The organism is Acidobacteriota bacterium (genome assembly GCA_028875725.1).
GTDB lineage: Bacteria > Acidobacteriota > Thermoanaerobaculia > Multivoradales > Multivoraceae > Multivorans.
Genome location: JAPPCR010000006.1, coordinates 1,491,721 through 1,505,170 on the forward strand (window position 1 = coordinate 1,491,721; position 13,450 = coordinate 1,505,170).

The 13,450-nt window shown below is 69.0% G+C and carries 10 protein-coding genes; 6 read left to right on the forward strand and 4 right to left on the reverse strand.

The features are described 5' to 3' along the window. Window positions 1–9: 9 nt before the first annotated feature. Window positions 10–1,419 (reverse strand): Na(+)-translocating NADH-quinone reductase subunit A, encoded by a 1,410-nt coding sequence (locus OXI49_08080; GenBank protein MDE2690461.1) that lies wholly within the window; start codon window positions 1,417–1,419, stop codon window positions 10–12. A gap of 142 nt (window positions 1,420–1,561) precedes the next feature. Then, entirely contained in the window at window positions 1,562–2,128 is a 567-nt protein-coding gene (locus OXI49_08085; GenBank protein MDE2690462.1) for an iron-sulfur cluster assembly accessory protein, read from the reverse strand. A gap of 34 nt (window positions 2,129–2,162) precedes the next feature. On the opposite strand from OXI49_08085, the gene OXI49_08090 reads away from it, so the two are divergent. Genes OXI49_08090 through OXI49_08115 form a run of 6 tightly spaced genes read left to right on the forward strand, consistent with a single transcriptional unit; the run spans window position 2,163 to window position 11,254 of the window. After that, on the forward strand, window positions 2,163–2,954 hold the full coding sequence (locus OXI49_08090; protein ID MDE2690463.1) for an enoyl-CoA hydratase-related protein: 792 nt from the start codon (window positions 2,163–2,165) through the stop codon (window positions 2,952–2,954). A 25-nt stretch (window positions 2,955–2,979) separates the two neighbouring features. After that, window positions 2,980–3,732 (forward strand): competence/damage-inducible protein A, encoded by a 753-nt coding sequence (locus tag OXI49_08095; GenBank protein MDE2690464.1) that lies wholly within the window; start codon window positions 2,980–2,982, stop codon window positions 3,730–3,732. A gap of 29 nt (window positions 3,733–3,761) precedes the next feature. Then, window positions 3,762–6,704 (forward strand): insulinase family protein, encoded by a 2,943-nt coding sequence (locus OXI49_08100; GenBank protein ID MDE2690465.1) that lies wholly within the window; start codon window positions 3,762–3,764, stop codon window positions 6,702–6,704. After that, entirely contained in the window at window positions 6,701–8,005 is a 1,305-nt protein-coding gene (locus OXI49_08105; GenBank protein MDE2690466.1) for a PQQ-binding-like beta-propeller repeat protein, read from the forward strand. The genes OXI49_08100 and OXI49_08105 overlap by 4 nt, the downstream gene beginning before the upstream one ends. Window positions 8,006–8,054: 49 nt before the next feature. Beyond that, entirely contained in the window at window positions 8,055–9,089 is a 1,035-nt protein-coding gene (locus OXI49_08110) for a TAXI family TRAP transporter solute-binding subunit (protein MDE2690467.1), read from the forward strand. Then, complete coding sequence (locus tag OXI49_08115) at window positions 9,086–11,254, forward strand: TRAP transporter fused permease subunit (protein MDE2690468.1); 2,169 nt, start codon at window positions 9,086–9,088, stop codon at window positions 11,252–11,254. Before OXI49_08110 ends, OXI49_08115 begins: the two co-directional genes overlap by 4 nt. On the opposite strand, the gene OXI49_08120 is transcribed toward OXI49_08115, so the two are convergent. Next, window positions 11,238–12,542, reverse strand: coding sequence for a phenylacetate--CoA ligase family protein (locus OXI49_08120; protein MDE2690469.1), 1,305 nt, complete (start codon window positions 12,540–12,542; stop codon window positions 11,238–11,240). The two genes, OXI49_08115 and OXI49_08120, sit on opposite strands and share 17 nt — an antisense overlap. Then, the gene (locus OXI49_08125) at window positions 12,539–13,354 is read right to left on the reverse strand and encodes a hypothetical protein (GenBank protein MDE2690470.1); all 816 of its coding nucleotides are present in this window, start codon (window positions 13,352–13,354) and stop codon (window positions 12,539–12,541) included. The genes OXI49_08120 and OXI49_08125 overlap by 4 nt, the downstream gene beginning before the upstream one ends. Window positions 13,355–13,450: the final 96 nt, after the last annotated feature.

A 13,450-nucleotide genomic window follows, 5' to 3' on the forward strand; every position in this document is an offset into this window, starting at 1 on the left:
GTAGCGGCGCTAGCCTTCCTTCTCGATCAGCTCGAGCGCGTCGCGCAGGTACGGCCCGTACTCCGTCTTGCCCGGGCAAACAAAGGTGCAGAGCGCCAGATCCTCCTCCAGCAGCTCCAGGCAGCCGAGTTCCTCGGCGCGTTCGATATCCCCGGCCACCAGGGACTTGAGCAGGAAGGTCGGCTGCAGGTCCCACGGGAAGACGCTCTCGTAGAGGCCGATGGGCACGATGGCGCGGGGCGATCCGTGCGTGGTCGTCGTCATCGCGAAGGACTTGCGCGGCAGCAGCGAGGAGGCGAAGGCGCGGGCGCGGGAAAAGGCGCCGAATCCGGGCGTGAGCCAGCCCAGGAAGCGACGGCCGTGGTCGTCCTCGAGCACCGAGACCACCTCGTGGAAGCGACCCAGGTAGCCGTGAAGATCGGCCGGGGCGTTCTCGCCGATCGCGGTCCGGCCGGCGAGCGGCGAGCCGGTCACGACACGCACGGCGCCGTCGCGGACGGCTTCCGTCCCCGTGCCGATCTCGCCCCTCGTCACGTCGCCGAGCGCGGCGCCGAGCCGCGTACGCAGGAGCCTGGGTCTCCCGACCGGGGGCCCCGCCAGGGCCACGACGCGCTGAACGTCGGGTTCGCCGGTCGCGAAGAGGCGACCGATGGCGAGGGTGTCCTGGAGTCCGATCTGCCACACCAGCTTGTTGCGGTTCACTGGGTCGAGCGTGTGGATGTGCATCCCCGCGGCGCCGGCGGGGTGGGGTCCCGTGAACTCCTCGACGCGGATCGGTTCGCTCGTTTCGACACCGGCGAGCGTGCCGGGCGCCCGGCAGAGAAACACGGGTCCGTCCGTCAGCCGGGCCAGCGCGGCAAGCCCTCGCTCGAGATCGCCAGCGCGCCCCTCGACGATCCGGTCGGCGGCGGGCGCGAACGGTTCCGTGTTCATCGCGGTGACGAAGATCGACTTCGGCACCGAGTCGACGGCCGCAGTGCGTCCGAACGGTCGCGCGCGCAGGGCGACCCAGTCTCCCGACTCCACCAGCAAACCCTGCACTTCCTCGCGGGAGAGAGCGCTCGGGTGTCTACCGGTATAGCTGGCGAAGCCGACGCCGGCGCCGCTGGAGGCCGCCTGGTCGGAGGGATCCACTCGCACCACGACCGAGATCAGCGCCCGCTTGGCGCCGCGATTCACGGCGGCTACCGTGCCCGCGGCGGGGGAGGTGAAACGAACGCCCGGCTGCTTGCGGTCCTCGAACAGGAGCCGACCACGCTGCACGGCATCGCCCGGCCCGACGTGCATCGCCGGCTTCATGCCCGGGTAGTCGGCCGCGCTGACGGCGACGGTACCTGGAGCCGCGGCGTCATCGAGCGTCTGCTCGGGAGCCCCCACGATCGGCAGGCTGAGTCCCCGTCTGAAACGGTGCGTGCCCATCGATCCTGACGTGTCGTTTCTAGCGATCGAGGGCGAATCGGAACGCGTCGCTCGACCAGCCGGGACTATTCCACAACCGCCGGGCTGGGGCAACAGGAAGCGGCCTTTCCGGCGGTCGTGCTCACCGGCAGGCCGTACGTCGCTACGGCGCGTAGTACGGGTTCGTTCCGGCGGCGTGATCCGTCGTGTCGAGGACGCGCTGGACGGTCGGCACGGCTTCCACGATGGCCTGCTCGACGCCCTGCTTGAGCGTGTAGTCGGCCATGCCGCAGCCCTGGCAACCGCCGCCCATGGTGATGTAAGCGGTCTCGTCCTTGACCTCGAGGAGGGTGACGAAGCCACCGTGGGCGGCGATCTGCGGGTTGATCTGTTCATCGAGGACGCGCTGAACGTCGGCGGCCACGCCCTCGCCCCAGGGGGAGTTGGGATTGTCGAACTTGAAGCCGCTCTCGGAGAGCCGGGTCACGAAGTCGACGGTGGCGCCGGCGAGGTCCGGCGCGCTCTCGGAGTCCACGTACACGTTGAAGGCGTCGAGTTCGACGACCTCGTCGTCGGGCCTCGTTTCGTCCAGGCCGACCAGGTCCATCTGGTAGCGGAAGCCGCCGCCGTTGCGGCCGGTGATCGCGATCCGGAGCGCCAGGTCGTCGCGCTCTTCGGACTTGATCGCTTCCGCCACCTGTTTCTGCGCCAGTTCGGTGATCGTTAGCATGCGCCGCATTCTAGCTTGAAGGAGAACCCGTTTCATGAATTTCGAACACCTCCTCCTGTCCCACGAAGGTCCGGTCACCCGGCTCACCCTGAACGTCCCGGACCAGTTGAACGCGATGACACCGGCGATGGGCGCCGAGATCAGGGACGCCGTTCCGCTGATCAACGGCCGTGCCGAGACGCGCGTGGTCATCGTCCGGGGGGCCGGCCGGGCCTTCAGCGCCGGCGGCAGCCTGAAGAGCATCCAGGAGGAGGTGAGCGACGACGCGGACGCCGGGCCCGGCCTCGGCGGCGGCGCGAACTTCTATCGCCTGTACCTCTCGGTGCGGGATCTCGAGGCACCGTCGATTGCCGCAATCAACGGCCACGCCATCGGCGCCGGCCTTTGCTTCGCGCTCGGTTGCGACATGCGCGTGATCCGTACCGGCGCCCGGGTCGGCATGACCTTCGTCAAGCTGGGCATTCACCCCGGGATGGCCGCGACCTGGACCCTGCCGCGCCTGATCGGCCCCGCCCGCGCCGCGGAACTCCTCTACAGCGGGCGGCTCATCGACGCCGCGACGGCGGTCGAATGGGGGATCGCCAGTCGCGAGGCGGACGAGGACTTCGACCGTGTGGTCGAGGACCTCGCCCTGGAGATCGCGGCCGCCGGCCCGATCGCGGTCAAGGCGACCAAGCGCACGGTGCGCGGCACCTTCGAACGGTCGATTGACGAGGCGCTCGACCTGGAGAGCGCCGAGCAGGAGGTGACCTTCCGCACCGCCGACGCCCGCGAGGGGGTCATGGCCCTGACGCAGCGGCGTTCGCCACGTTTCGCAGGCCGGTAGTTGCGCCGGCCGGTAAGCTACGCCGATGCCCACCGCAGGCGCCCTGATCATCGGGAACGAGATCCTCAGCGGCAAGGTCGAGGAAGCGAATCTGAGCCTCCTGGCCAGAGAGCTGTTCGACCTTGGGATCGAGCTCCAGAGAGTGATCGTCTGCCCGGACGACGTCGGCGATATCGCGGCCGATATCCGGCGCCTGCGCGCTCGCTTCGACTACCTGATCACGAGCGGCGGCGTCGGGCCGACCCACGACGACGTGACGCTCAAGGCAGTCGCCGAGGCGTTCGAGCGGCGGCTGGTCCGTTCCCCCGAGCTGGTCGCGAAGATCCGCGAGATGGTGGGGGATCGCTGCACCGAGGGCCACCTGCGCATGGCCGACGTGCCGGAAGGCGCGGAACTCGTCAGCACGCCGGATGTGCCCTGGCCGTCCGTTGTCATGGAGAACGTGTACGTGTTGCCGGGCGTGCCCCGGATCTTCCGCATGAAACTGCCGATGCTGCGCGACCGCCTGGCGGCGGGCCGCCGGTTCTACTGCCGCGCGGTGTATACGTCCTGCCGCGAGACGGACATCGCGGAACTGCTCGACCGCGTGGTCGACGCCCACGAGGAGGTCGACATCGGCAGCTATCCAGTGATGGACGGCGACTACCGGGTCAAGCTCACCGTCGACAGCCGCAGCCGTGGCGCCGCGGACCGTGCCCTGGAGGCGCTGGTCGAGGCCCTGCCGGCCGGGGCGGTCGTGCGAGTGGACGGCGGCGCCCGCGTCGCCGGCAGCCGCTGAACGCCCCACCAAACGAAGGAGAAACGTCGATGATCGAGCGAAAGCGCGGCCGGTCGCACTCGTGTTCTGCTGGTCTGCTCGCCGCGGCGGCGGCTCTGGTCGCCGGTTTGATGGCGCCGGGCGTTCACGCCCAGGAGCCCGACGCCGGCGTCGAGTTGCTGCCCGAATGGACTTACGAGCTGGACGAGGTCCTGCCCGAGGATCCGGCGGTGCTCACGGGACAACTCGACAACGGCCTCCGCTACTACGTGAGGAAGAACGGCCGGCCCGAGAACCGCGCCTTCCTGCGGCTCGTCGTGCGCGCCGGTTCGGTGCTCGAGGACGACGACCAGCTTGGTCTGGCCCACTTCGTCGAGCACATGGCGTTCAACGGCACGGAGCACTTCGAGAAGGCGGAGCTGCTGGACTACCTGCAGAGCATCGGCATGCGCTTCGGTGCGGACGTCAACGCGTACACGAGCTTCGACGAGACGGTCTACATGCTGGAGGTGCCGACGGACGACCCGGACATCCTGGACAAGGCGCTTCTGGTGCTCGAGGACTGGGCCGGCGCCGTCACCCTGGACGACGAGGAGGTCGAACTCGAGCGCGGCGTCGTGATCGAGGAGTGGAGGGGCGGCCGGGGTGCCGGAGCGAGGCTTCTGGACGCCGAGATCCCCTATCGCTTCCACGGCTCGCGCTACGCGGAACGGCTGCCGATCGGTGATCCGGAGATGCTGCGCGAGGTTCCGCCGCAGCGGCTGCGGGACTTCTACAGGGACTGGTACCGGCCGGACCTGATGGCCGTCGTCGCGGTCGGCGACTTCGACGCGGAAGCGATGGGGGCGAGCATCAGGAGCCGCTTCGCCGCGCTCGAGGGACCCGACGAGCCGCGCGAACGCTTCGAGGCGGAGATTCCGCCTCACGAGGAGACTCTGGTTTCCATCTTCACCGATCCCGAGTTGACGCGTTCCTCGATCTCGGTTGCCTTCAAGGGCGAAGCGGACGAGTTCGTCACCGTCGCCGACTACCGGAAGCGGCTGGTCCGCGGCCTCTACAACGGCCTGCTGAACAACCGTCTGGCCGAGCGCGCCGAAGAGGCCGATCCGCCCTTCATCGGCGCCACGAGCAGTCGCGGCACGCTGGCCCGGACCCGCAGCCTCTACCTGCTCCGGGCCGGGGCCCGGGAGGGCGCCGAAGTCCGGGCCCTCGAGGCGCTGCTCACCGAATCGGAGCGTGCCCGTCGCCACGGCTTCGAGGAGAGCGAACTGGAACGGGCCCGGGTGAACACGCTGCGCTCGATGGACCGCGCCTACGACGAACGGGACAAGACCCACTCCGCCGCCTATGCCGGCGAGTACGTGCGGAACTTTCTCAGCGACGAACCGTTCCCGGGGATCGCTTACGAGCGCGAGCTGGCCCGCCGCTACGTCCCCGGGATCACGCTCGCCGAGGTGAACCGCGTCGCCGACGGGTGGATCCGCGACGAGGATCGCGTCATCCTCGCCAGCGGACCGCGGAAGGAGGGTCTGGAGCCGCCGGTCGAGGAGGAGCTGCTGGCCGTGTTCGACCGGGTAGGCGAACTGGAGGTCGCGGCCTACGAGGACGATGTCGGCGAGGGCGCCCTGGTGCCTGTTCCGCCGACTCCGGGCCGGATCGTCGAACGATCGGCGATCGAGGAACTCGGCGTGACCGAGTGGCGGCTGTCGAACGGTGTCCGGGTGGTCTTGCGGCCAAGCGACTTCAAGAACGATGAGGTCCTGGTCGGCGCCTTCAGTCCGGGGGGCGCCTCCCTTGTTTCGGACGAAGACTGGCTGGAGGTGAACCTGGCGACCTCGGTGGTGCAGCTCTCCGGCCTGGGAAGTTTCAGCCTCACCCAGTTGAACAAGGCGCTGGCCGGCAAGGTGGCGCGCGTCGGGCCGGTCATCGGGCCCCTGTTCGAGGGCTTCAGCGGCCGGGGCTCGCCCAAGGACCTGCAGACGCTCTTCGAGTTGATCTATCTGAGCGGGACGTCGCCCCGCCGCGATGCCGAGGCCTACGAGTCCTTCCTTACCCGTCAGGGTGCGTTGCTGCGCAACCAGAGCGCGATGCCGCAGTACACCTTCCTCAAGACGTTCGTGGAGATCCTGAGCCAGGACCACCCGCGGCGCCGGATGATCACCGAGGAGATGCTGGAAGACCTGGATCAGGACCGCATCTTCGCCGTCTACGAAGACCGTTTCCGGGACTTCTCCGACTTCACCTTCTTCCTCGCCGGCAGTTTCGAACTCGAGGCGATCGAACCGCTCGTCGAGACCTGGCTGGGCGGCCTGCCGTCGACCGGTCGCGAGGAGGCCTGGCGAGACGTCGGAGTTCGGACTCCCAAGGGCCTCATCGAACGGACGGTGTACAAGGGGCTCGAGGACCAGAGCCAGGTCGCCCTGGTGTTCAGCGGACCCTTCGAGCAGAGCCAGTTGAACCGTTACCGTCTGAACTCCATGGTCTCGTTGCTGCGGGACCGTCTGCGAGAGCGCCTGCGCGAGGAACTCGGCGGAACCTACGGTGCGAACGTGTCCGGAGGGGCCGAGAGGATTCCGGTTTCGCAGTTCTCCGTGCAGATCCTGTTCGGCTGCGACCCGGCTCGCGTCGAGGAGATGCTCCAGGCGGTCCAGGAGGAGATCGAACGTGTTCGGACGGAACTTGCCACGGACGAGGAAGTCGGCCAGATCCGGGAACAGCAGCGACGGGGCCGCGAAACGGCGAAGGAGACGAATGGCTTCTGGCTGGGCGTGCTGCAGACCGTGTACCAGTACGACGACGACCCATTGAGCATCCTCACCTACGAGGAACTGTTCGAAGAACTCGACGCGGAGATGATCCGCGGCGCCGCCGTGGACTACCTCGGCGGCGAGAACCGGGTCCAGGTGCTGCTGCTGCCGGAGGCGGCCGAAGCACGGGACGACAGCGCCGGCGAGGAGGCCGCCGAGCCGGCCGCGGCCAAGGAGGCAGCGTGAACGAGACGAGAGAGGAATCCGGACGCCACAAAGGGCGCGTCGTGCAGCGGGCCGCGATCTGGTGCCTCCTGACGGCGGTGTCATGCGTACTGCCGGCGAGCGAGCCGGAGTGGCCGAACTGGCGAGGACCCGAGCGGAACGGCTACAGCGCGCACACCGGGCTGCCCAGCGAGTGGTCGCACGAGGGCGACACGGAGCGGAACATCCTCTGGAAACTGGCGCTGCCGGACCGTTCCGGCTCGACTCCGATCGTGGTCGGCGACATCGTGTTTCTGAACGTCGCCGAGGGCGACGACCTGTCCCTGTGGCGCGTCGCTGCCGGTTCGGGCGCTGTTGTATGGAAGCGGTCGATCGGCGGCGGCAACCGCTTCCAGCGCAAGCACAACATGTCGTCGCCCTCTCCGATCACTGACGGCGAGCGGGTCTGGATCTTGACCGGAACCGGCGCCCTGCAGGCCTACGACTTCGACGGCAACCAGCTCTGGGCGCGGGAACTCGAACAGGACTACGGCGCCTTCGGCCTGAACCACGGCTACGGCTCGTCCGCTCTGCTCTGGCGGGAGGTGCTCTACGTGCCGGTCCTGCACGGCATGAAGACGGACGACCCCTCGTACCTACTGGCCATCGACGCCGACTCGGGCGAGACGATCTGGAGGCAGGAGCGGCCGACGAACGCCCGGATGGAGTCTCCGGACGCCTACATCACGCCCGCGCTCGTCGAGAGCGGCGACGGACACGTCCTGGTGCTGAACGGGGGTGACGTCGCCACCGGCCACGACCCGGGCGACGGCCGTGAGTTGTGGCGCGTGGAAGGCTTCAACCCGAGGAACAGCCCGATGTACCGCGTCGTCGCGTCGCCGGTAGCTTCAGGCGACCTGGTCTTCGTTCCCACCCGCGTCAGTCCCATGAAGGCGCTGCGGCTCGGAGACGGCGGCGAGCCGGAGATCCTCTGGGAGACCGACCGCGGACCCGATGTGCCGACCCCCGCGACGGACGGCGAGACGCTCTATCTCCTTCGCGACAACGGCCTCCTGTCACGGCTGGACGCCAGGACCGGCGCGGCGGACTGGGAGAACCAGCGTCTGGAGCCGGGCACCTACAGCGCCTCGCTCCTGGTTGCCGACGGCAAGATCTACGCGACCAGCGAGGACGGCGTGACCACGGTGGTCCGGGACGGGCCCGAGTTCGAAATCCTGGCCAGGAACCAGGTCCAGGGCTTCACGCTGTCGTCGCTGGGCGTGGCCGAGGGGCGGCTCTACCTGCGAACCGACAGTTTCCTCTACTGCATCGCTGAACCGTAGAGCGGAGGCCCGCGACCGGCGAGTTATGATCGCCTGCCGCGCCCGTCCGGTGCGCCAACCTTCCGTCACCGAGGTCCCGTCGATGAAGAACCGCCTGCTCATGCTCCCGTCGGTACTCGTCCCGCCGGCACTCGTGCTTGCGCTTGCCTGCGCGGGCGGAGACGGAGCGGACGGCGGCGCCGGCAACCCGCGGTTCCTCAGCATGGGCACCGCGCCGGTCGGCGGCGCCTTCCCGGTCGTCGGCGGCGCGATCGCCGAAGTGCTGAACGACAACCGCGGAGAGAACAACTGGCGGGTCCAGCCGCGCGGGACGAAGGGCTCGCAGGAGAACATTCGCCGGCTCGCGCGCGGCGAGCTGGAACTTGCCATGTCGAACTCGGCCATCAGCTACTTCGCGGTCCTGGGGGAATCGGGCTGGGAGCAGAGCTACGACATCCGCGCGGTCGCCACGCTGGCGCCGAACATCGCGACGTTCATCGCCAAGGCCGATTCGGGCCTCGCCGCCATGAGCGACCTGGCGGGCAAGCGGGCGATGGTCGGCGTAGCCGGCGCCGGCTTCGAGATGTTCGTCGAGCCGCTGCTGGCGGCGCATGGCGTGACCTACGACGACTTCACCCAGGTCTACGGCACCCAGAGCGGGGCCGTCGACATGCTGGGCGACGGCTCGATCGACGCCGCCTTTCTCGGCGGTGCGGTGCCGACCGGCGCGGTGACCCAGGCCAGCAGTACGCACGACATCGTCTTCCTGCCGTTCGACGAGGAGAGGCGGCAGGAGCTCGCGCGTGACTATCCCTTCTTCCAGCTCGCCACGATTCCCGCCGACGCCTACTCCGATCTCACCGAGGACTACCCCGGCCTCAACGTCGGTTCGATGCACCTGATCACTTACGCCGACGCGGACGAGGAACTCGTCTACCAGGTCACGAAGACCATGTGGGAGAACCGGCAGGCAATCGCCGAGAAGCACCCCGCCGGCCGTGCGATCAACGAGGCGAACGTCGCCCGCAACACCGGCACGCCGTTCCATTCGGGGGCGGAGCGCTACTACCGCGAGATCGGTATCTGGCCCGAAGCGGACGGTTGAACGAGGCCGCCGAGCGCACGCGCCGGGGCCTGATCGGGGCACTCGGCGTCGCCCTGTGCTTCTTCGTTCTGCTCGAGGTGAACTTCGGGCTGCTGCTGCCGCAATCTTCCCTGGCCGTGTTCGTCGGCCTCGGATTGCTGCTCTGCTTCCTCGCCTTTCCGGTTCATCCCAAGCTCGGATCGAACCTCTGGCTGCGGGGCCTGGACGTGCTGTTCGGGCTCATGGCCCTGGCGGTCTGCGCCTACGTCGTCGTGCAGACGGAGCCGGCGTTCGAGCACCTGTGGTCGGGCGGCAGGTCCCTCGGAAACCGGGCCGGCATCGAGACCACGGCGGACATCGGCCTCGGCCTGGTCGGCCTCCTGCTCGTGCTCGAGGCTGCGCGGCGGAGTATCGGCTGGATCGTTCCCGCCCTGGGCCTGACTTTCGTCGCCCACACGCTCTACTGCTACTTCAGCCTGCGCAACGGCTGGGCGCTACTGCCGGACTGGCTGTTTCCCCACGCCGGCCAGAGCCCCCGCGACGTGGTCGGCACGACATTCCTTCAGAGTCTGGGCGTGTTCGGCCCGGCGGCCTCGGTCATGTTCCGCTACGTCTTCCTGTTCGTCGTGTTCGGCGCGTTTCTCGAGATGTCCGGTGCGACCCAGTTCATCATGCGCTTCGCGGAGCGGGTGTTCGGCACCAGGCCGGGCGGACCGGCGAAGGTGGCGGTGCTGAGCAGCGGACTGCTGGGCTCCCTTTCCGGCAGCGCGGTGGCCAACGCGGTGACCACCGGCGCCTTCACGATTCCCATGATGAGGAGCAACGGCTTCAGGCGCCACGTGGCGGCGGCGGTGGAAGCCGCGGCGGCCTCCGGAGGCGCCCTGGTGCCGCCGGTCATGGGCGCCGGCGCCTACATGATGCTCGAGATCGTCGAGCCCCAGGTCACCTTCCTGCAGATCGTGCAGGCGGCCCTGCTGCCGGCCGTCCTTTTCTACCTCTCGCTCTTCCTTATCGTCCACTTCTATTCGCGGCGCGTCGGTACGCCGGAGCGCGAGGGCGAGCCGCCTCCGGTGAGGCGCTTCGACGCGCTGGTCTTCATCGCCGGCCTGGCCACCCTCATCCTGCTCCTGCTGCTGCGGTTCTCGCCGTTTCGCGCGGTGACCGGGGCGCTGATCGTCATCCTGGTGCTGGCGGTGCTGCGACCGGAGATCGACCTTCCGCGCAGGCTGCGCCGCCTGGCCCTCGGCTGTTTCGCCGGCGTGGCCCTTCTGCACCAGGTGATCTGGGGCGACCTTCCAGCGGACCCGTCGTTCCGGCAGGTCTTCGAGTCCTGGCTCTCGTCCGGCATCGTGGCGATGTTCGGGTTGATGGCGTTCGGCCTGATACACCGCGTCTTCCGGCCCCGCATCCTCGGCGCCCTGACCCAGGCGGCGCGCAACGGAATTCCGCTGGTCGCCGCCAGCGCCTGCGTCGGCGTGGTCATCGGCATCGTCCAGCAGACCGGCATCGCGGCGGACTTCTCGGCGGCGATCAAGGGCGTCGTGGCGACGAACCTGTTCCTGGCCCTGCTCGGCATCATGGTCACGTCGCTCGTGCTGGGCATGGGGGTGCCGTCCGTCGTCTGTTACCTGCTGATGGCGACCCTGATGGGTTCCCTTCTCTCGGAACTCGGGGTCATTCCCCTGGCGGCACACCTGTTCATCTTCTATTTCGGGATGATGTCCATGGTGACGCCGCCGGTCGCGCTCGCCGCCTACGCGGCTTCGAGCCTGGCCCAGGCGCCAGTCATGCCGACCGCGCTGGCGGCGTTCCGCTTCGCCCTGGTCGGCTTCACGCTGCCCTTCATGTTCGTCTACCGGCCCGCGCTGCTGATGATGGACGAGGGCGGGTCGAGCCTCTTCGCGTCCGGAGCAGCGGGGCTGCCGCCTCTGGTGCTGGCGCTCGGGACGGCCGTCGTCGGCATCGTGGCCCTGGCCTCCGGGATCGGCGGCTACCTCCGGTCCGAACTCACCCTGCCGCTGCGGGTCCTCCTGCTGGTCGCGGCCGCCCTGCTCCTGGTTCCCGATCTCGGCGGTCCGACCCTCGGGCTCGTCGTGAACGGCGTGGGTGCCCTGCTGTTCGCGGCGCTTCTCGTGTTGAACCGGCCCGACCGCGGCGCCGGTCCAGCGACTAGTCCAGGAACGTGAAGCGGTTCGCCTTCAGTTCGTACCGGGGGAGCGAACCGGCGTCGGCGATCTGGACCGGGACCCTCAGGCTGAGCCGCTCCTCGAACAGGTCCTGGAGCCTGGACCTGAGACTTCGGGATTCGGCGCCAGGCTCGGGTTCGACCTCCAGTTCGAACTCGGCCATCCGGGAGCGCCGACGAACCGTAGCGCGGTACTCCGCGACGCCGCCCACCTCCCGGATCAGGGCCTCGACCGCGCTCGGGTAGATGTTCACTCCGCGCACGATGAACATGTCGTCAGCGCGCGCGACCACGCCGCCGTCCAGGTAGACAGTTGGCCGGCCGCTCGGGCAACCGGCGGCGCGCAGGCGCGCGACGTCGCCGGTGCGGTAGCGGATGACCGGACTGCCGATCCGCCCGAGGTTCGTCAGGACGAGTTCGCCGAGGTCGTCGGCGCCGGCTTCGCCCGCGGCCGCCTCGACCGGTGGCCGCGGAGCCCCGGTTTCCCGGGCGATCCACTCGACGATGAACTCGTCCTCCAGGATGTGGAGGTTCTCACCGACGCCGCAGGGGACGCCCCAGGCGCCCACCTCCGTCGCGCCGGCGTGGTCGAAGACACGGGCGCCGAAACCCGCCGCGAGCTGCTGCTTGACCGCGGGGACGCCAGCGCCCGGTTCGCCGGCGTGGATCGTCCGCTCGACGGCGCCGCCGGCGAGGTCTATACCGAGTCGGCGGGCCGACTCGAGCATCCGCAGGGCGTAGGTGGGCGTCGACAGCAGCACCGTGCTGCCATCGTCCCGCATCATCTGCAGCCGCTGTTCGGTGCTCAGATGGCCGCCCGGCTGGACCAGGCAGCCGAGCTGCTGCGCGGCCTCGAACGCGGTCCAGAAGCCGATGAAGGGACCGAAGCCGAAGGCGGCGAAGACACGGTCCGCGGAGGTGACGCCGGCGCCCTCGTAGACTGCGAGCCAGCAGTCCAGGAACCACTGCCAGCTCGCCGGCGTATCGAGCCATCGAAGCGGGCGGCCGGCGGTACCCGACGTGCGGTGAACGCGGACGTACCGGTCGAGGGGGAAGGTGAGGTTCGTGCCCCAGGGGGCGTTCGCCTCCTGGTCGGCCGCGAGCTCGTCCTTCGTGGTGAAGGGGAGGTCGGCAAGATCGTCGAGGGTCGGCGGCGAATCGAAGCCCGCGGCCCGCCACTTTGCGCGGTAGAAGGAGTTGTGCACGTAGACCTGGTCCGCCATGCGGGCGAAGCGATCCGCCTGCCGCGCCCGGAGCCGCTGGCGGCTCCGCGCCAACCGGTCGGTCAAAGTCGTGGTTCCTCGGTGACCGGAGGCCCCGGGTCGACAGCCGGGTCCAGATCGACCTCGTCCCGGAAGCGCACGTCGATGCGGTAGGCCTCCACGTCCTCGCCGAACTGCGAGAGCAGGAACGTGCGCACGAAGTCGGCGGTCCTGCGCCGGCCGAGCTCGCGCACGAGGGCGATGTTCTCGCCCGCGCGGGCGGCCAACTGGTCCGTGATGCGGAGGCGGAGCTGCTCAAGGACCGCTTCCTCGTCGCGCAGGATCGAATCCCCCTGAACCCGGTACTCGATCGCCGAGGCGTCGACGGCCGGCCGGTTGGCTCGCACGCCGGGCGCCAGGACGTGAACCGTCGTTCCCTCCAGGGTCAGCGACCACTCGTCCTCCAGGTCGAGGTAGTAGGTGTATCGGACCGGGACCCGCGCCTCGACGACCACGTCGGGCAGCCTGAGCCGGCCCCATAGCAGGCTGGCCGAGTCCGTGCGCTCCAGCACTTCGGTCTGGTCGAGGGAGGCGAACTGGAGAAAGGAGCTGCCCGAAACCTCCGTGGCGTAACTCATGAAGGATGTCTGCACGCTGCCGGTCCGGAACGCCCGCGCGATGCGTTCCACGCTCTCCACCGCGGCGCGGCCGATCTCCCGGCCGCTTTCGACCATTTCGCCTGGCACCTGGGTCAGCCGGATGATCACGTAGCCGATCACGATGACCACGACCATGCCCAGGATCAGCGTGATGAAGCCGAGCCGCCACAGCATCTGGCTGCGCGGATTGCGCGGACCGCGGCCAGGGAAGCCGCCCTGCTGTCGGGGTGCTTGGACCATCGGAGCGCAGTCTATGTCCGACCTGCCGGCGACCTGCTAGCCTCGCGCGCGTTTCGCTCCCTCGAACCCGGACAAAGACCCAAGACCCTGGAGACC